At 73.0% G+C, this 17,165-nt stretch carries 16 protein-coding genes; 7 read left to right on the top strand and 9 right to left on the bottom strand.

Features of this window, described 5'->3' with window-relative positions; genetic code table 11:
- Positions 1 to 7 precede the first annotated feature (7 nt).
- Both ACWD3E_RS13615 and ACWD3E_RS13610 read right to left on the bottom strand, forming a co-directional pair.
- A complete protein-coding gene (locus ACWD3E_RS13615; protein ID WP_451387726.1) occupies positions 8 to 1,618 on the bottom strand; it encodes a SulP family inorganic anion transporter in 1,611 nt (536 codons plus the stop codon).
- Positions 1,619 to 1,683: 65 nt separating this feature from the next.
- Positions 1,684 to 2,349, bottom strand: coding sequence for a carbonic anhydrase (locus tag ACWD3E_RS13610; RefSeq protein WP_451387725.1), 666 nt, complete (start codon positions 2,347 to 2,349; stop codon positions 1,684 to 1,686).
- A 244-nt stretch (positions 2,350 to 2,593) separates the two neighbouring features.
- Here ACWD3E_RS13610 and ACWD3E_RS13605 point away from each other — a divergent pair, with 244 nt between their 5' ends.
- Positions 2,594 to 3,436, top strand: coding sequence for a MurR/RpiR family transcriptional regulator (locus ACWD3E_RS13605; protein ID WP_451387724.1), 843 nt, complete (start codon positions 2,594 to 2,596; stop codon positions 3,434 to 3,436).
- Positions 3,437 to 3,538: 102 nt separating this feature from the next.
- Here ACWD3E_RS13605 and ACWD3E_RS13600 read toward each other — a convergent pair whose 3' ends face one another.
- From ACWD3E_RS13600 to ACWD3E_RS13580, 5 genes are all read right to left on the bottom strand, one after another.
- On the bottom strand, positions 3,539 to 3,913 hold the full coding sequence (locus ACWD3E_RS13600; protein WP_451387723.1) for a hypothetical protein: 375 nt from the start codon (positions 3,911 to 3,913) through the stop codon (positions 3,539 to 3,541).
- Between the two features lie 10 nt (positions 3,914 to 3,923).
- Positions 3,924 to 4,415, bottom strand: coding sequence for a roadblock/LC7 domain-containing protein (locus ACWD3E_RS13595; protein ID WP_451387722.1), 492 nt, complete (start codon positions 4,413 to 4,415; stop codon positions 3,924 to 3,926).
- Positions 4,416 to 4,446: 31 nt separating this feature from the next.
- A complete protein-coding gene (locus tag ACWD3E_RS13590; protein ID WP_451387721.1) occupies positions 4,447 to 5,268 on the bottom strand; it encodes a transcriptional regulator in 822 nt (273 codons plus the stop codon).
- Positions 5,265 to 5,654 carry a hypothetical protein gene (locus ACWD3E_RS13585; protein ID WP_451387720.1) on the bottom strand — a complete coding sequence of 130 codons (390 nt, stop codon included), beginning with the start codon at positions 5,652 to 5,654 and terminating at the stop codon, positions 5,265 to 5,267. Before ACWD3E_RS13585 ends, ACWD3E_RS13590 begins: the two co-directional genes overlap by 4 nt.
- 179 nt (positions 5,655 to 5,833) lie before the next feature.
- Positions 5,834 to 7,225 carry a diaminopimelate decarboxylase gene (locus ACWD3E_RS13580; RefSeq protein WP_451387719.1) on the bottom strand — a complete coding sequence of 464 codons (1,392 nt, stop codon included), beginning with the start codon at positions 7,223 to 7,225 and terminating at the stop codon, positions 5,834 to 5,836.
- Between the two features lie 157 nt (positions 7,226 to 7,382).
- Between ACWD3E_RS13580 and hutU the strand changes: the two genes are divergently transcribed.
- Genes hutU through hutI form a run of 4 tightly spaced genes read left to right on the top strand, consistent with a single transcriptional unit; the run spans position 7,383 to position 12,824 of the window.
- On the top strand, positions 7,383 to 9,047 hold the full coding sequence (gene hutU, locus ACWD3E_RS13575; RefSeq protein ID WP_451355684.1) for a urocanate hydratase: 1,665 nt from the start codon (positions 7,383 to 7,385) through the stop codon (positions 9,045 to 9,047).
- The gene (locus ACWD3E_RS13570; RefSeq protein WP_451387718.1) at positions 9,044 to 10,261 is read left to right on the top strand and encodes an allantoate amidohydrolase; all 1,218 of its coding nucleotides are present in this window, start codon (positions 9,044 to 9,046) and stop codon (positions 10,259 to 10,261) included. The genes hutU and ACWD3E_RS13570 overlap by 4 nt, the downstream gene beginning before the upstream one ends.
- Positions 10,258 to 11,595: a formimidoylglutamate deiminase gene (locus ACWD3E_RS13565; protein ID WP_451387717.1), complete on the top strand. Its 1,338-nt coding sequence runs from the start codon at positions 10,258 to 10,260 to the stop codon at positions 11,593 to 11,595. Before ACWD3E_RS13570 ends, ACWD3E_RS13565 begins: the two co-directional genes overlap by 4 nt.
- A 53-nt stretch (positions 11,596 to 11,648) precedes the next feature.
- Complete coding sequence (hutI, locus tag ACWD3E_RS13560) at positions 11,649 to 12,824, top strand: imidazolonepropionase (protein ID WP_451387716.1); 1,176 nt, start codon at positions 11,649 to 11,651, stop codon at positions 12,822 to 12,824.
- A gap of 80 nt (positions 12,825 to 12,904) precedes the next feature.
- Here hutI and ACWD3E_RS13555 read toward each other — a convergent pair whose 3' ends face one another.
- Together ACWD3E_RS13555 and ACWD3E_RS13550 are read right to left on the bottom strand one after the other, a co-directional pair.
- Complete coding sequence (locus ACWD3E_RS13555) at positions 12,905 to 14,449, bottom strand: ricin-type beta-trefoil lectin domain protein (protein WP_451387715.1); 1,545 nt, start codon at positions 14,447 to 14,449, stop codon at positions 12,905 to 12,907.
- Between the two features lie 199 nt (positions 14,450 to 14,648).
- Positions 14,649 to 15,545 (bottom strand): RNA polymerase sigma factor SigF, encoded by an 897-nt coding sequence (locus ACWD3E_RS13550; RefSeq protein ID WP_451387714.1) that lies wholly within the window; start codon positions 15,543 to 15,545, stop codon positions 14,649 to 14,651.
- Between the two features lie 241 nt (positions 15,546 to 15,786).
- Between ACWD3E_RS13550 and ACWD3E_RS13545 the strand changes: the two genes are divergently transcribed.
- Together ACWD3E_RS13545 and ACWD3E_RS13540 are read left to right on the top strand one after the other, a co-directional pair.
- On the top strand, positions 15,787 to 16,209 hold the full coding sequence (locus ACWD3E_RS13545) for an STAS domain-containing protein (RefSeq protein ID WP_451387713.1): 423 nt from the start codon (positions 15,787 to 15,789) through the stop codon (positions 16,207 to 16,209).
- Between the two features lie 262 nt (positions 16,210 to 16,471).
- On the top strand, positions 16,472 to 17,014 hold the full coding sequence (locus ACWD3E_RS13540) for an ATP-binding protein (protein ID WP_451387712.1): 543 nt from the start codon (positions 16,472 to 16,474) through the stop codon (positions 17,012 to 17,014).
- Positions 17,015 to 17,165: the final 151 nt, after the last annotated feature.

Genomic DNA, 17,165 nt, shown 5'->3' with positions numbered 1-17,165 from the left:
CTCCACCCTAGGAAGTCGGCGCGCCCGCCGCACTGGGGACAACCCCCCTGTCCGTGCTGGGGCTGACAGCCGTCAGGACCCCGCAGGACTCCAGGACCCGCTGGTGGTCCACGTCCACCCCGCTGATGCGGACCTCGACGCCGCGCCCGCGCAGCTCGCCCACCGCCTCCTTCAGCGCCAGCGCGCCCGTCGCGTCCACCGCCGTCAGCCCCGACAGCCTGAGGTCGACCGCCGAGACCCCGTCGTGCAGGCCGGCGAGGCCGCACCGGAAGCGGTGGGCGGCGGCGAACAGCAGCGGGCCGTCGAACCGGTACGCCACCGTGCCCGCCTCGCCCGGGAGTTCGTCGGCGGCGGCCGGGGTCAGCCGGGTCGCGCGCATCGCCGCGCGCAGCGCCAGCAGCACCGAGACGCCGAGCCCGATCAGCACGGCCCGCACCAGGTCCAGCGCGAGGGTGGCCGTGGCGGTCAGGGCCAGCACCAGGGCGTCGCCGCGGGTGGCCTTCGCCATCGCCCGGACCGCGTTCCGCTCCACCATCCGTACGGCCGTCGCCAGCAGCACTCCGGCCAGCGCGGCCAGCGGGATCCGGCCCACCAGCGGGGCGGCGACCGCCGCGATCCCGGCGAGGATCAGCGCGTGCGCGAGCGCCGCCAGCCGGGAGGCGGCGCCGGTACGGACGTTGACCGCGGTCCGCGCGATCGCGCCCGTCGCCGGGACCCCGCCGAACAGCGGGGCCGCGAGGTTGGCGATGCCCTGCCCGAACAACTCCTTGGACGGTTCGTGCCGTTCGCCCGGGCGCATGCCGTCGGCGACCGACGCCGACAGCAGCGACTCCAGCGCGGCGAGCGCGGCCACCGCCGCCGCCGGGGCGAGCAGTGAGGGGACACGGGAGAAGTCCAGGAAGGAGAGGGACGGCGCGGGGAGGCCGGACGGGAGCGTGCCGATACGGGCCACGGGCAGCCGGAACGCCTCCGTGGCCGCGGTCGCGGCGACGACCGCCGCGAGGGAGAAGGGCACGGCCGGCCGCCAGCGGGCCCCGCCGAGCACGATCACCGCGGCACCGGCCGCGAGCAGCAGGGCCGGCCAGTGCGGCCCGCGCCCGAACTCCTCGGCCGCGCGTACGGCCACCACGGCGACCTGCTCACCGTGCGGGGTCGGCACACCGAGCGCGCCGGGCACCTGCTGGAGGGCGATCACGCAGGCGATACCGATCGTGAACCCGGCGATCACGGGCGCGGGGACGTACGCCATCGCCGCCCCCGCCCGCGCGAACGCGAGCCCGACCAGCAGGACGCCCGCCATCAGGCCGACGGTGAGCACACCCGTGGCGCCGTACCGGTGCACGATCGGGACGAGGACGACGGTCATGGCACCGGTCGGCCCACTGACCTGCCGGGAACTGCCACCGCACAGCGCGGCCAGCGCCCCTGCGACGACCGCCGTGGTCAGCCCGGCGGCGGCACCGAGCCCGGAGGTGACCCCGAACCCGAGAGCAAGGGGAAGAGCGACCACGGCAACGGTCAGCCCACAGAGCAGATCACGACGCGGGGCACGGGCCATGGAACGGAGATCGGAGGGGGAGGGGAGGACGGAGAGGGCGCGGGTGAGGGTGTGTTTCATGGGTGCGTTTCGGGGAGGGGGAGGGTGGGCACGGCCGACTGCGCCGGGTGCGGTGTGAACGGGGCTCAGGGCAACACGCTGACCTGCCCGGTATCGAGATCGAACCGAGCGGCTTCGACCCTGGCGGAGCCGAACGCGGGGTCGGCCCGGATCACGTCGCGCACCCACCCCGCATGCGCCCGCATCGTGTGCTCGGCCCAGTCACCCCGCAGGGCACGCGTGCGACGGGCGGCCGGGGCGATCTCGTCCACCAGCAGTTCCAGATGGCCCGGCACCGGCGCCCCCGTGCGCAGATGCTCCAGCGTGGCGGCCACGGCCCCGCAGCGCTCGTGCCCGAGGACCAGGACGAGCGGGACGCCCAGCTCTGCCACGCCGTACTGGACGGAGCCGAGCACGGCCTCGTCCAGCACCTGGCCGGCCGTCCTTATGCACAGCAGGTCGCCGAGCCCCTGGTCGAAGACCAGCTCCGGCGGCACCCGGGAGTCGATACAGCCGAGGATCACCGCGAACGGGTGCTGGCCCGCGGCCAGCCGATGCCGCCGCGCGGGGCTGTCGTGCGGGTGCCGGGGCCGGCCGGAGGCGTAGCGCCGGTTTCCGGCGAGGAGTTCGTCCAGGGCGGCGTGCGCGGTGTGCGCCGGGCGGGGACGGGGGGCGGACGCGGCCACCGCCGGGGCGGCGCTCAGCGCGCCGACCGCGGTAGCCGTCAGAAAGGCCCTGCGGTTGGAGGCCATGACGCTTCCTCAGGAGTCGTGCCGGGAAGAGCACCCTCACCGTAGGCACACGCGATGTCACTCTCGGTGCCCGTTTAACGACACTTGGCTGATTCGTCGTCGGATCATCGCCGCCGCGATACCGCACCTTGAGGCCGGAACGATCCGGCACGATCAAGTAATGATCAGGTGCTGCGACCGCTTGCCGGTCTGCATATGCTCATGCAGAATCCTCAGCTACTGAATAGGCGAGGGGGAGCGCGTCATGAGCGCGAACGACAGCCCTGCGAACCGGTTGCAGGCGCTCTTCGAGGGGCACCGGCTCACGCCGACCCAGCGGCGCATCGCGCACAGCATGGTGCGCCGGGCCGCCGACGTGCCGTTCCTGTCCAGCGTGGAGCTCGCCGAGCTGGCCGGGGTCAGTCAGCCCTCGGTGACCCGGTTCGCGGTCGCCCTCGGCTTCGACGGCTATCCCGCGCTGCGCAAGCACCTGCGCGAGGTCGTGCCTGCCGAACCGGCCGCCGAGCCGGGCGCGCACAACGAGTACCAGCAGGCCGTCGAGGCCGAGATCGAGAACCTGAAGCACCTCGCCGAGCTGCTCGCCGACCCGCGCCCGGTGCAGGAGGCCGGCCGCGTGCTGGCCGCCTCCCGCCCGCTGGCCGTGCTCGGGCTGCGCGCCGCCGCCTCGCAGGCGTACGGCTTCGCGTACTTCGCCGCGAAGGTCCATCCGGACGTCCGGCTGCTCGACGAGGGCGGCACGATGATCCAGGACCGCATCGACGCGGCCGTCCGCGCGGGCGCCTCCGCGCTGCTGTGCTTCGCCCTGCCCCGGCATCCGCGCGAGGTCGTGGACACCCTCGCCTACGCCAGGGAATCCGGGCTGACCGTCGTCACCGTCGCCGACTCCGCGTTCGCACCGGTCGCCAAGTACTCCGACCTGCTGCTGCCCGCCGCCGTGGGCACCGGCCTCGCCTTCGACACCGCGTGCGCGCCGATGCTGCTCGGCCGGGTGCTGCTGGAGGCGATCTGCGACGACCTGCCGGACGCGCAGGCCCGCCTGGAGGAGTTCGACGCGAACGCGGCGGCACGCGGCCTCTTCGTGGACTGACGCCTGCCGACTGCCCTGAGGGGACTGCGCGGTACGGGCATCGCGGCCGGCGACGCCGCCCCGGGCGGGGCCCGCCGCCGTACCGCTGTGCCCGAGAGACCCCTAGACCTCCAGGTCGGCTTCGATCTTCCGCAGCTGGTGCCGGGCCATCGCCAGGTTGGCCCGGCTCACGTCCAGGACCAGGTAGAGGAACAGGCCGTTGCCGCCGCGGCCCCTGAGCAGGCGGATCAGGTGGTACTGATCCGACAGCGTGATCAGGATGTCCTCGATCTCGCCCTTGAGGCCCAGGTGTTCCATCGTCCGCATCTTGGCGCGGATCACGTCCGTGTTGCCGGCGGCGGCCACGTTCAGGTCGAAGCTCTTGCTGCCGCCCATCGTGCCCAGCGCCATGCCGCTGGTGTAGTCGACGAGCGCGACGCCGGTGGCGCCCTCGATGGAGGTCAGTGCCTCTTTGAGGGAGGTCTCGGTGTTGGCCATGGTGATCCTCTCAACTGTCGGTTGCGGTGCGCGCTTCGGCGGCCGTGCTGCGTGACGCGCGTGTGCTGCGAGTACGTGCGGGTGTGGTCGTGGTGGCCGGGCGTGCGGCCTGGGCGGCGGCCTCGGCGGTGTCGAGCACCTCACCGATGCGAGCGCCGGCCCGGCGGCCCTCCAGGTGCAGTCGGCCGACGTTGGCCCGGTCCTGGGCGAGCAGCGTCAGTACGGCGGTGCGGCCGGCCGCGTAGGTGGCGACATAGCCGTGCTCGCCGCGCACCAGCAGCTCCCGGAAGCCGCCGTTCCCGGTGTCGTCCGCCATCCGTACGGCCACGCCGAGCGCGGCCGCGGTGAGCGCCGCCAAGCCCTCCGGGTCGACGCCTGGGGTGTCGTGGGCGACGACGAGACCGTCGACGCCGGCCGCCAGGGCGCCGGTGAGCTGCGGCACGCGGGTCCGCAGCCGGCGCAGCTCGTCCTGGACGACGCCGAGGTCCTGTTCGGACACCATCAGCTCTCTCCTCTCGGCGGGGCGGTGTCGTTCAAAGCGCCTCCAGCGCATCCCTGAGCCTCTTCAGCAGCGCGATGTCGGGGTGGTCGGTGACCATGAGCGGGGAAGCGGGGTGGGGCGGCGGCGGGACGGGGGCCGTCGGCACCGGCCGGACCAGTCCGGCCGCCGCGAGCCGTCGCACGTCCACCAGCGTGTGAAACGCCTGCCTGCCCAGGTCGCGGGCGATCTCCGGGGCCGTGCGGACGCCGTCCACCCGGTCCAGGACCGCCCGCCGGCGGAGGGTGACCGGCGCCGCGGCGACCGGGTCGGCGCGGATCAGCGGGGCGCTGTCGGCCGCCGGGTCCGGCCAGAGGCGGTGCAGCAGCAGACGGCGGCGCAGCGTCTCGCGTTCCAGTGAGATGACCGGGATCGAGGGCAACGGGCCGAGGCGGGGCGTGCTGTCGTAGCTGAAGTGGCCCGGGGCGCTGCTCGGCGACAGGGCGAAGTACCCGGCGTCGTACAGCGCGTCCAGGTGGCACAGCTCCAGGGCGCCCTCGGACAGCAACCCGGCGGCCAGCAGCAGTCGGGCCGTGTCGGCCGGTCCGCCGGCCTGCCCGGCCGCCCGTTGCCAGGCGGCCGTGGCGAGGGTGCCGTGGGCCGTGAGGAGCACGCCGAGACCGGGGGCATGGGGGCTCTCGGCGTGCACCACCCGGCCCTCGGCGAGGTGCAGGGTGCCGTGCTCGCGGACGAGGACGCCGGTGGCCCGCTCCTCGGCGAGCCGCCGGAGCATCGGCGACAGCGCGCCCGCCGTACGGTCCCGTGCCCCGGCCTTGTCCCGTATCGCCAGCGGCGGAGCCGTTCCGGCCGTCGTCATCCGAGCACCAGCCGGGCGGCCATCTCGCCGAGCCGGATCCGGGCGAGGGCGAGGTTGCCCTCCTCGCGGCTGAGCCACAGGTGCAGGAAGACGCTGCTGTCGAAGGACGTGTCCAGGAACCGCAGCAGGTGATAGCTGTCGTGGTTGCTGACGATGACGTCCTCGACGGGCGGGTGCCCGTCCTCGCCCTCCCCGGGCGCGAAGGCGCCGTGTTCGGCGGCCAGCCGGGCCAGCTCGGCGGCCTCGGCGGCGGTGGCCTCGTGGTCACCGCCGGGGGCGTCCCCCACGGTGCCCAGAGCCAGCCCGCTCGTCCAGTCCACCAGCGCGGCTCCCCGGGCGCCGGGCAGCCGCATCGCTTCCAGTAGGCACTCGTCGATTCCGGGCACCCTGGCATCCCTCCCGCCTGTGACTCCGGTTGAGTGACGCCGACACTACGCAACGTGTGTGTGGGCGGTGGGGGCTTTGGCATTTTCCGTTGGAACATGCGTCCGGCGTACTAGTGTGGGTCAACTGACGGCTGTCTTGCGGCAGTTGCTTCATTTGTTCGAGGTGAAGCCGGGGTGCGTCAAGGGCTCCCGGGTGCGCGCAAGGCGGTCAGCGTGGAGGCGTGCGCCCCTCCGGACTCCGCCACCACCTCGGCCACGCTCTGCGGCTCCCGCACGGTCGCGAAGGTCACGCCTCCCGTTCCGTCCGGCGCGAAGCCGTAGATCCCGGGCCGGGCGAGGGAGTTGTAGCCGTAGTGGTGCGCGAAGTAGTACGCCCCGGTGTCCAGTGCCGCCACGTGATCCCCCTGCTCCAGCAGCGGCAGCGCCCGCGCCTGAGCCAGCAGGTCGCCCGAGAAGCACGCGGGACCGGCCACGTCCTGCACGACGAGGGGTCCCTCCTTCGGCCGTCCCTTCCCGTCGTACCCGGCGATCCTGAGTGGCCAGCTCCCCGGCGCGTACACCGTCCGCGTCGCCACCTGCACCCCCGCGTGCGTCACCGCGATCCGCCGCCCGCCCGCGCTCTTGGCGTACTCCACCCGCGCCACCACCGTGCCGTGCTCGGCCAGCAGCGAGCGGCCGAACTCGGTCACCAGCCCGTACCGCCCGTCGAACAGCCCCGGCACCTCCCCGGCCAGCACGCGCGCGTACTCGGCGTACGTCGGGGTCGTCACCTCCGAGGCGAAGTTGACCGGCAGTCCGCCGCCGATGTCGAGCGTGTCGATCTGCCGCCGCCCGGCGCGCGCGTTGATCTCCTCCGCGAGCGCGTACGTCTCCGCCACGCCCCGCGCCATCAGCGACAACGGGATGCCCTGGGAGCCGGTGTGCGTGTGCAGCCGGGACAGCCACGGCCGCTCCAGACATGCCTGTACGACCCACTCCCGAGCCCCCTCGTCGCGCAGCGCCACCCCGAACTTGGAGGTCTCCGTCGCGGTCGAGGTCGCCCCGATGGTCCCGCCGCCGACCTGCGGGTTGACCCGGATGCCGAGGGGTGAGCGGGGCGGCGCCGCTTGCTGCACCAGGGCGTCCAGCCGGTCCAGTTCCTGCGGGTTGTCGGCGTTGACGGCGATGCCCAGCGCCAGCGCCTCGCGCAGCTCCGCCGGGGTCTTCGCGGGCGAGTCGAGCACCGTCCGGGCCGGCTCCACCCCGGCCGCGCGGGCCAGCGCCAGCTCGCCGGGGCTGGCCACCTCCGCGCCGATGCCCTCCGCGTGCAGCAGCCGCAGCACCGGCACCAGTGGGGTCGCCTTCACCGCGAAGGCGTGCAGCACCGGCGTGCCCGGCGCCACGACCGCGTCGAACGCCGCCCGCAGGGCCGCCGCCGACCGCCGGATGCCGGTGACGTCCAGCAGTCCCACCACGGGCGCGTCGGGCCCCAATAGCCCCTGCTGCACCGCCCCGCGCACCGCCTCGTCCCGCCGGGCTGCGCGCTCCCGGGCCGCGCTGTCGCTGCCGTACTCCACGGTGTCGTGCTCCACGGTCGTCCCCCGTTCTGTCGGGTTCCCTGTGCGGCCGGCTCCTCAGTGCTTCCAGCCAAACACCTGCGACGCGCGAACGTGGCCGGCCCGATGTATTGACTAGTTCTATTCAGACGGCCAGGATGTGAATAGACGTAGCAACAGGAGGAGGCAGACGATGTCGGGACCCCGCCCCGTACGAGCACCGCGCGGCACGGAACTGAGCGCCCTGGGATGGCAGCAGGAAGCCGCACTGCGGATGCTCCAGAACAACCTGGACCCCGAGGTCGCCGAGCACCCCGACAAGCTCGTCGTCTACGGCGGCACCGGCAAGGCCGCCCGTGACTGGCGCTCCTTCGACGCCATGGTCCGCACGCTGAGGACGCTCAAGCAGGACGAGACCATGCTGGTCCAGTCCGGCCGCCCGGTCGGCGTGATGCAGACCCACGAGTGGGCCCCGCGTGTCCTCATCGCCAACTCCAACCTGGTCGGCGACTGGGCCAACTGGGAGGAGTTCCGCCGCCTGGAGGCCCTCGGCCTGACCATGTACGGCCAGATGACCGCCGGCTCCTGGATCTACATCGGCACCCAGGGCATCCTCCAGGGCACCTACGAGACCTTCGCCGCCGTCGCCGCGAAGAAGTTCAACGGCACCCTCGCCGGGACCATCACCCTCACCGCCGGCCTCGGCGGCATGGGCGGCGCCCAGCCGCTCGCCGTGACGATGAACGACGGCGTCGCCATCTGCATCGACTGCGACCCGCGCGCCATCGAGCGCCGCATCGAGCACCGGTACCTGGACGTCAAGGCCGACAACCTCGACCACGCGCTCCAGCTGGCCACCGAGGCCCGCGACCAGCGCAAGCCGCTCTCCATCGGCGTCCTCGGCAACGCGGCCGAGCTGGTCCCGCAGCTCCTCGCGATGAACGCGCCCATCGACATCGTCACCGACCAGACCTCCGCGCACGACCCGCTGTCGTACCTGCCGGTCGGCGTCGCCTTCGAGGACATGGCCGACGCCGCCGCCAAGGACCCGGCGGGCTTCACCACGCGTGCCCGCGAGTCGATGGCGAAGCACGTCGAGGCCATGGTCGGCTTCATGGACGCCGGCGCCGAGGTCTTCGACTACGGCAACTCCATCCGCGGCGAGGCCCAGCTGGCCGGTTACGACCGCGCGTTCGCCTTCCCCGGCTTCGTCCCCGCCTACATCCGCCCCCTCTTCTGCGAGGGCAAGGGCCCCTTCCGCTGGGCCGCCCTGTCCGGCGAGGCCTCGGACATCGCCAAGACCGACAAGGCGATCCTGGAGCTCTTCCCCGAGAACGAGTCCCTGCACCGCTGGATCAAGATGGCCGGCGAGCGCGTCCACTTCCAGGGCCTGCCCGCGCGCATCTGCTGGCTCGGCTACGGCGAGCGCGACAAGGCCGGCGAGCGCTTCAACGACATGGTGGCCTCCGGTGAGCTGGCGGCCCCGCTGGCCATCGGCCGTGACCACCTCGACTGCGGCTCCGTCGCCTCCCCCTACCGCGAGACCGAGGCCATGCTCGACGGCTCCGACGCCATCGCCGACTGGCCGCTGCTGAACGCCATGGTCAACGTGGCCTCCGGCGCGTCCTGGGTCTCCATCCACCACGGCGGCGGCGTCGGCATGGGCCGCTCCATCCACGCGGGCCAGGTGTCGGTGGCCGACGGCACGAAGCTGGCCGGCGAGAAGATCCGGCGTGTCCTCACCAACGACCCGGGCATGGGTGTCATCCGGCACGTGGACGCGGGCTACGACATCGCGGAGTCCGTCGCCCAGGAGCGCGGGGTGCGGGTGCCTATGCGCGAGGGTGACCAGGCGTGACCTTCCACAGCATGTGGGCGGAGCTGCTGCCGATCGGCCGCAGCTCCGCCTCCGGCGGCTACCGGCGCTACGCCTGGACCGGTGCCGACGCCGAGTGCCGGACCTGGTTCAAGGAGCAGGCCGAGGCGCGCGGGCTGGCGTACGAGGTCGACCGGAACGGGAATCAGTGGGCCTGGCTCGGAGACCCGGACGCCGGGGACGCCGTCGTCACCGGCTCGCATCTGGACTCGGTGCCGGACGGAGGGGCCTTCGACGGGCCCCTCGGGGTCGTCTCCTCCTTCGCCGCGCTCGACGAACTGCGCGGGAGGGGAGCGCAGTTCGGCAAGCCCCTGGCCATCGTCAACTTCGGTGACGAGGAAGGCGCCCGGTTCGGGCTCGCCTGTGTCGGCTCCCGGCTCACCGCCGGGCAGCTGACCGTCGAGCAGGCCCACCGGCTCACCGACGGGGACGGGGTCAGCCTGCCGAAGGCCATGGAGGCCGCCGGGTACGACGCCGACGCCATCGGACCCGACCCGGAGCGGCTCGCCCGCATCGGCGCCTTCGTGGAGCTGCACGTCGAACAGGGCCGCGCGCTGGACCTGTCCGGCGACCGGGTGGGCGTCGCCAGCGCCATCTGGCCGCACGGCCGCTGGCGGTTCGACTTCCGGGGCGAGGCCAACCACGCCGGCACCACCCGGCTGGTCGACCGCCGCGACCCGATGCTGTCGTACGCCGAGACCGTGCTCGCCGCCCGCCGCGAGGCCGCACTCGCCGGTGCCGTCGCCACCTTCGGCAAGATCTCCGTCGAGCCGAACGGCGTCAACGCCATCCCCTCCCTGGTGCGCGGCTGGCTCGACTCCCGCGCCGCCGACCAGGAGACCCTCGACAGCGTCGTCGGGGGCATCGAGAAGGCGGCCCGGGAGTACGCGGACGCCCACGGCATCGACCTCGACGTGGTCCGCGAGTCCTTCACACCGGTCGTGGAGTTCGACCACGCCCTGCGGGACGAACTCGGCCGCATCCTGGGCCGGGACAGCGACCTGACGGTGCCCGTCCTCGGGACCGGTGCCGGACACGACGCCGGAATCCTCTCCGGCAGCATTCCGACCGCCATGCTGTTCGTGCGCAACCCCACCGGTGTCTCGCACTCCCCGGCCGAGTTCGCGGCCGAGGACGACTGCGTGGCCGGGGTACGCGCGCTCGCCGACGTACTGGAAGGGCTGGCCTGCACGTGACCGAGGGAACCTACTGGCTGGAGCACGCCTGGCTCGGCACGAACGTGGAGCCGGGTGTCCTGGTGGAGGTGGCGGACGGCCGCATCACCGCCGCCCGTACCGACGTGCCCACCCCGCCGCCCGGCGCCGAGGTGCTGCGCGGGCTCACCCTGCCCGGCCTGGCGAACGCGCACAGCCACGCCTTCCACCGGGCTCTGCGCGGCACCGTCCAGGTCGGCTCCGGGACCTTCTGGACGTGGCGCGAGGTGATGTACTCCGTCGCCGACCGGCTGACCCCGGAGACGTTCCACGCGCTCGCCCGCGCGGTGTACGCCGAGATGGCGCTGGCCGGCATCACCTGCGTCGGCGAGTTCCACTACGTGCACCATGCCCTGGGCGGCACTCCCTACGCCGACCCCAACGCGATGGGCGAGGCGCTGATCGCGGCTGCCGCCGACGCCGGTATCCGCATCACCCTCCTGGACACCGCCTACCTCTCCTCCGGCTTCGGGGAGGCGCCCAACGCCCACCAGCTGCGCTTCTCCGACGGCAGTGCGGAGGCCTGGGCCGAACGCTGTGCAGTTCTCAAGGAGCGGGATCACGCGCGGATCGGGGCGGCGATTCACTCCGTACGGGCCGTGCCGGCGGACCAGTTGGCGACCGTGGCCCGCTGGGCCGAGGAGCGGCGGGCCCCGCTGCATGTGCACCTGTCGGAGCAGACGGCGGAGAACGACGCCTGCCTCGCCGCGCACGGCTGCACCCCCACCCGGCTGCTCGCCGACCACGGCGTCCTCGGGCCGCGCACCACCGGTGTGCACAACACCCACCTCACCGACGAGGACATCGCGCTGCTCGGCGGCTCCGGCACCGGCACCTGCATGTGCCCGACCACCGAACGCGACCTGGCGGACGGCATCGGCCCGGCCGTCGCCCTCCAGCGGGCCGGGTCCCCGCTCTCCCTCGGCTCCGACAGCCACGCCGTCATCGACCTGCTCGAAGAGGCGCGCGCGATGGAGCTGAACGAGCGGCTGCGCACCCGCACCCGGGGCCACTGGACGGCGGCGGCGCTGCTGCGCGCGGCGTCGCAGGACGGTCACGCGGCCCTGGGCTGGGAGAACGCGGGCACCCTGGAGGCAGGGGCGCTCGCCGACTTCACGACGATCGCCCTCGACTCGGTCAGGACGGCAGGGCCGGTACCGCGGCTCGGCGCCGAGACGGCTGTATTCGCCGCCTCCGCGGCGGACGTACGGCACACGGTCGTGGGTGGCCGGCAGGTCGTACGCGACGGGGCGCACACGCTCGTACCGGACGTTCCGCAGGCGCTGTCCGCAGCAGTCGAAGCCCTCCGTGGCTGAACCTGCCGATTGTGCTGAACCGGCCGAACCCCTTCGTCACCCCTGAGGACACCATGAGCAGCAGCACCGTCATCACCAACATCGCCACGCTGGTCACCAATGACCCCTCCCTCGGTGACGGATCCCCCCTCGGTCTGATCCAGGACGCGGCCGTCGTCATCGACGGCGACCGCATCGCGTGGACCGGTGAATCCAGCAAAGCACCCGCCACTGACAACCGGGTCGACGCGGGCGGCCGGGCGGTGCTGCCGGGCTTCGTGGACTCCCACTCCCACCTGGTCTTCGCCGGTGACCGCACGCAGGAGTTCAACGCCCGCATGTCCGGCCGCTCCTACACGGCGGGCGGCATCCGCACCACGGTCGCGGCCACCCGCGCCGCGACGGACGAGGAACTGGAGGCGAACCTCACCCGTTACCTGTACGAGGCGCTCCGCCAGGGCACGACGACGTTCGAGACGAAGTCGGGCTACGGCCTGACGGTGGAGGACGAGTCCCGTGCCCTGCGCATCGCGGCGAAGCACACCGAGGAGGTGACGTACCTCGGCGCCCACATCGTGTCCCCCGACTACGCCGACGACCCGGCCGCGTACGTGGCCCTGGTCACCGGCGAGATGCTGGACGCGTGCGCGCCGCACGCCCGTTGGGTCGACGTCTTCTGCGAGAAGGGCGCCTTCGACGGCGACCAGGCCCGCGCGATCCTCACCGCGGGCAAGGCGAAGGGCCTGCACCCCCGCGTCCACGCCAACCAGCTCTCCTACGGCCCCGGCGTACAGCTGGCCGTGGAACTGGACGCGGCGAGCGCGGACCACTGCACCCACCTGACGGACGAGGACGTCGACGCCCTGGCGAACAGCCGGACGGTCGCCACCCTCCTGCCCGGCGCGGAGTTCTCCACCCGCGCGCAGTGGCCCGACGCCCGCCGCCTCCTGGACGCGGGCGTCACGGTCGCCCTGTCCACGGACTGCAACCCGGGCTCGTCCTTCACCTCCTCGGTCCCCTTCTGCATCGCCCTCGCGGTCCGTGACATGCGGATGACCCCCGACGAGGCGGTCTGGTCCGCCACGGCGGGCGGGGCCGCAGCTCTGCGCCGCACCGACATCGGCCACCTCACCCCCGGTGCCCAGGCAGACCTGACCCTCCTGGACGCCCCCAGCCACGTCCACCTGGCCTACCGCCCGGGGGTTCCGCTGGTGAGCGGGGTGTGGCGCCGGGGCGTGCGGGTCGTCTGAGCGAGGTCAGCCCCGACTCCTGTGCCGGGCCATCACCGCGTTCCGCGCCAGGGCACGAGCCTTCCGCCGCTTGGGCCGGTTCAGGCGGCCCCAGCCCGCCAGTGTTGTGCGGGGCCGGGGGCGAGGGGTTCCAGGGACACGCCGTAGTGGCCGTCCGGGGTCACTGCCGTGTCCGGGGCGATGGCCGGGCGGACCGTGCCGTCGGGGGTGACGGTGAAGCGGAGGTTGCGGCCGTTGCGGCCGTAGACCGAGTCGCACTCCCAGATGCCCACGCCGCGGTCGATCGAACCGCGGCTGTCCAGGCAGAAGTCGGGGTCGGCGGACGAGCGCAGGACGCCCAGGTCGGCGTCGACGCGCCAGCGTTGCGTGGGGGAGCCGGAGCAGGGGGCCGTGACGACGTCGTTGCCCTCGTCCAGGTAGCCGTCGCGGATGTCCAGGCAGAGGCCCGTGGCGAGGTTCACCACCTGGGCGAAGGCGCTGCCCAAAGGAGCGGGTGCGGGGGACGGCTTCGGGGGTTTCCGGGTGGGCGGAGGACTGGGCCGGGGGCTGGTCGGCGAGCGGTGTGAAGTCCGGGTCGCTTTCGGGGACTTGGAGGTGGCGGAGGGGGTCGGTGCGGGCGGCGCGGGGATCGAGACCGTTGCCGTCACCGTCACCGGGGGAGGCGTGGGGGTCGCCGCCATCGGTTGTTCGTTGGAGCCGTCCGCCGGGGTCAGCAGGAACACCAGGAGCGGGGTCAGGGCCACCCCCAGGGCCGCCGAGGCCAGCAGGAGGCGGCGGCGTAGGGGCCAGTCCCCTTTGGGGGCAGGGGGGTTGGGTGCAGACGGGGGCTCGGGGTCGCGTGTGTATGCCGTGCCGTTCCAGGGCAGCAGGCCCTCCGCCAGGGCCTGTCGCGGTGCGTCCCGCAGCGCGGTCAGGTCCTCGTACGCCGCCGTGCAGTGCGGGCAGTGGGCGCGATGTGCGTCCAGGTCGGCGCTCGGGCGCGGGCCCTGCGGTCGTACCGCCTCCTCGATGAGCCGGCGGAAGTCGGCGCAGCGCGGGTCGCCCGAGGCGGCCAGGCGGTGGTGCAGGCAGGCCTGGGCCAGGGCCTTGAGGGCCTGCGGGGTGCCGTAGGCCACGTCCGTGCGGCTCAGGCCGAGGAAGGCGGCGGTCACGTCCTGCGGCTCCTCCTCCAGGACGCCGTACCAGAGCAGGCCCTGGGTGCGGGACGGGAGCGAGCGGAAGGCGGGAAGCAGGGGCGGGGTCGGGCCGTCGGGCGGCGCGCCGGTCGTGTTCAGTACCAGCAGCAGGCCGGGGTCCACACCCACCGAGCGTTCGTCGCGCGCCCAGGCCGCGGCCAGCCGGGCGGTGAGCAGCAGGAGCCGGTGCCGCAGCGGGACGGCCGGGTCGACACCGCGGGCGGCCTCCCGGGCCGCGGTGGTGAACGCCTCCGCCGCCAGCCGCCGTGCCGCGGCCTCGCTCGCGGCGCACAGCCGGGCGTAGGCGAGGATCGCCGGGAGGTGTCGTCGGCGCAGCTCCTGCAGCGCGGGGTACGCCGTCGGCGTGGGGGTGCGCAGGAGTTCGGTCAGCCGGGCGTCCGGCGCGTCCGCGCAGTCCTCGCCGGCCTCACCCCGGTCCCCACGAGCCATGCCGCAGCCTCCGTCCCCCGAAGTCCCTTACCTGCCAGTAGGTTTGGGGGCCCATGGTGGGGGAGAGTGCCGCTTCGGGAAAGTCGTTACTCCAGGTAACTGAGGTAACGGTTGAGACCTGCAAGCGCTTAACCGTCCCAAGAACGGCGAAGCGGCCCGGCCTTGTCGGCCGGGCCACTTCCCGTGAGCGGACGGAGGGTCACTCCTCCAGTGTCAGCCCCTTGCGCAGGCGTACCAGCGTGCGGGACAGCAGCCGGGACACGTGCATCTGGGAGATGCCGAGTTCGTCGCCGATCTCCGACTGGGTCATGCCCGCCACGAAGCGCAGGGACAGGATCTTCCGGTCCCGGGGCGGGAGTCCGGCGATCAGCGGCTTGAGCGACTCGACGTACTCGATGCCTTCGAGTCCGTGGTCCTCGTACCCGATACGGTCCGCGAGCGCGCCCTCGGACTCGTCCTCCTCCGGCTGGGCGTCCAGCGAGGAGGCGGTGTACGCGTTCGAGGCGGCCATGCCCTCCACGACCTCGTCCTTGGAGATGCCGAGGCGCTCGGCCAGTTCGCCGACCGTGGGTGCGCGGTCCAGCTGCTGGGCCAGCTCGTCCCCGGCCTTGGCCAGGTCCAGGCGCAGCTCCTGCAGCCGGCGCGGGACGCGCACGGACCACGAGGTGTCGCGGAAGAAGCGCTTGATCTCGCCGATGATGGTCGGCATCGCGAAGGTGGGGAACTCGACTCCGCGTGAGAGTTCGAAGCGGTCGATCGCCTTGATCAGGCCGATCGTGCCGACCTGGATGATGTCCTCCATCGGCTCGCTGCGCGAGCGGAAGCGGGAGGCGGCGAACTTCACGAGCGCGAGGTTCAGCTCGACCAGCGTGTTGCGGACGTACGAATACTCGTGCGTCCCTTCCTCCAGCGACTCCAGCCGATGGAAGAGGGTCTTGGACAGGGCCCTGGCATCGACCGGGCCGACCTCGTCGTACGGGGGGATCTCCGGGAGTCCCTCGAAGGGGTCGAGGGGTTCGATGGGTTGATCCAGTTGTTCCGGTGGGGGTGTCGACGTCGCGGTCGGGGTGTGCGATGCGTCGAGCCGGGGTGACATGGTGCCCTCCATCGTTCTCGGCATACGGCTGCCGAAGCCTGCGTGCACTGCGGTGTGCGGCGCCTCCAAAGCCGGCGTGTAGGTAGGTGTCTCTACTAGCCCTACCTGCTTCACCACGACGATCGCAAGTGCGTTCTATGGCGGTTTGCCCGAATATGTACGGTTGTTCGGGTGTCGGAGGTCGTAGGGAAGGCGTAGTGTTCGAGGGCATCAGCAGCCACGACCTCGGGAGAGAGACGGCATGGACCACGGGACGGTCGGCAGCGCACAGTCGGGCCGACTTCTGGTGGAGGTGCGGGAAGAGGGCTCCAGTGCCGTCGTGAAGCCGGCGGGTGAGCTGGATCACCACACGGCCGATCTTCTGCGTGTCCCCCTCGACGACCTCCTGGGCAAGGGCTTCTCGCGGCTCGTCGTGGACTGCTCGGAGCTGGAGTTCTGTGACTCCACGGGCCTGAACGTCCTGCTCGGCACCCGGCTGAAGGCCGAAGCCGCGGGGGGCGGGGTCCATCTCGCGGGCATGCTCCCCGTCGTCGCGCGTGTGTTTGAGATCACGGGTGCCGGGACGGTCTTCACCGTCCACGACTCCGTCGAGGCGGCCCTGGCCGACAGCCCGGACAGCCCCGAGAGCGAGGGCGGCTCCGACAGCGCCGACGGCGCCGGCTGAGCCCCTGTTTCCGCCCTCCCCGCCCCGCCTGCGCGCGAGGGGCGCCCCGGCTGTTGCATCGGTCACGTCCAACACGGGTGTGTTCCTCCGCAGTGGCCGGGCAGGAGACGGGTGGGCACGGATGCCGGACGGGCGCGGGGCGGCTCCGCCGCCGTGAGCGGCCGGCAGGCGTCGGCGGGCAGTCGGCGTACGTACCGGCCGGCACCGACCGGTGCCGGAACTCTTCAATCGTGAACTGGTGAATCGGTGAGGTGAAGCGCTGATGAGCACCACCCGGCCATGCTCGCCGGGCGACCGCGCTCCGGAGCCCGGCGGTGCTTCCGGGCAGCCCGGCGGCGCCTCCGAAGGGCCCGGCGGCGCCTCCGGGGCGTCCGAGGGCACCCAGGCGGCTGCGGGACGGCAGGTCCGCAGGCTGCGCCTGGACGGGGAGAGCGGGGTCGTCCCGCTCGCCCGCGACTTCGCCCGTCAGGCGCTGTACGCGTGGGGCTGGCTGCCCGCCGCCACCGCGGACCAGCGGGCCGCCGCCGAGGACGTGCTCCTCGTCGTCTCCGAACTGGTCACCAACGCCTGCCTGCATGCCGGCGGTCCCGAGGAGTTGTACCTCGGCCTGGACAACAAGGTGATCCGGCTGGAGGTCTCCGACCGCGGCACCGGCCAGCCGGCCCCGCGCACCCCGCACCGCGCGGGCCGTCCCGGCGGACACGGCATGTTCATCGTGCAGCGGCTCTGCCTGGACTGGGGGGTCGTACGCACCCCCGGCCGCTCGGGCAAGACGGTGTGGGCGGAGCTGGGCGCGCCGTCCTGATCCGGACTCCGCCGACTCGCTGCTCGGACCACCGCATCCACTCCAACCTCCCTTCGCACACGCCGGATCGACACAACTCCGGCGTGTGCCGTGTCTTCCCTCCTCACGACCCCGGGCGTACCTTGACGGCCAAATCTGATATGCCGTCAGG

This window comes from Streptomyces sp. NPDC002676 (assembly GCF_053592455.1).
This window is presented reverse-complemented; position numbering and strand designations above follow the sequence as displayed.

Coding starts and splice junctions, on each gene's coding strand:
- ACWD3E_RS13615 (WP_451387726.1), bottom strand. CDS start 1,618: ATGAAACACACCCTCACCCGCGCCCTCTCCGTCCTCCCCTCCCCCTCC.
- ACWD3E_RS13610 (WP_451387725.1), bottom strand. CDS start 2,349: ATGGCCTCCAACCGCAGGGCCTTTCTGACGGCTACCGCGGTCGGCGCG.
- ACWD3E_RS13605 (WP_451387724.1), top strand. CDS start 2,594: ATGAGCGCGAACGACAGCCCTGCGAACCGGTTGCAGGCGCTCTTCGAG.
- ACWD3E_RS13600 (WP_451387723.1), bottom strand. CDS start 3,913: ATGGCCAACACCGAGACCTCCCTCAAAGAGGCACTGACCTCCATCGAG.
- ACWD3E_RS13595 (WP_451387722.1), bottom strand. CDS start 4,415: ATGGTGTCCGAACAGGACCTCGGCGTCGTCCAGGACGAGCTGCGCCGG.
- ACWD3E_RS13590 (WP_451387721.1), bottom strand. CDS start 5,268: ATGACGACGGCCGGAACGGCTCCGCCGCTGGCGATACGGGACAAGGCC.
- hutU (WP_451355684.1), top strand. CDS start 7,383: ATGTCGGGACCCCGCCCCGTACGAGCACCGCGCGGCACGGAACTGAGC.
- hutI (WP_451387716.1), top strand. CDS start 11,649: ATGAGCAGCAGCACCGTCATCACCAACATCGCCACGCTGGTCACCAAT.
- ACWD3E_RS13555 (WP_451387715.1), bottom strand. CDS start 14,449: ATGGCTCGTGGGGACCGGGGTGAGGCCGGCGAGGACTGCGCGGACGCG.
- ACWD3E_RS13550 (WP_451387714.1), bottom strand. CDS start 15,545: ATGTCACCCCGGCTCGACGCATCGCACACCCCGACCGCGACGTCGACA.
- ACWD3E_RS13545 (WP_451387713.1), top strand. CDS start 15,787: ATGGACCACGGGACGGTCGGCAGCGCACAGTCGGGCCGACTTCTGGTG.
- ACWD3E_RS13540 (WP_451387712.1), top strand. CDS start 16,472: ATGAGCACCACCCGGCCATGCTCGCCGGGCGACCGCGCTCCGGAGCCC.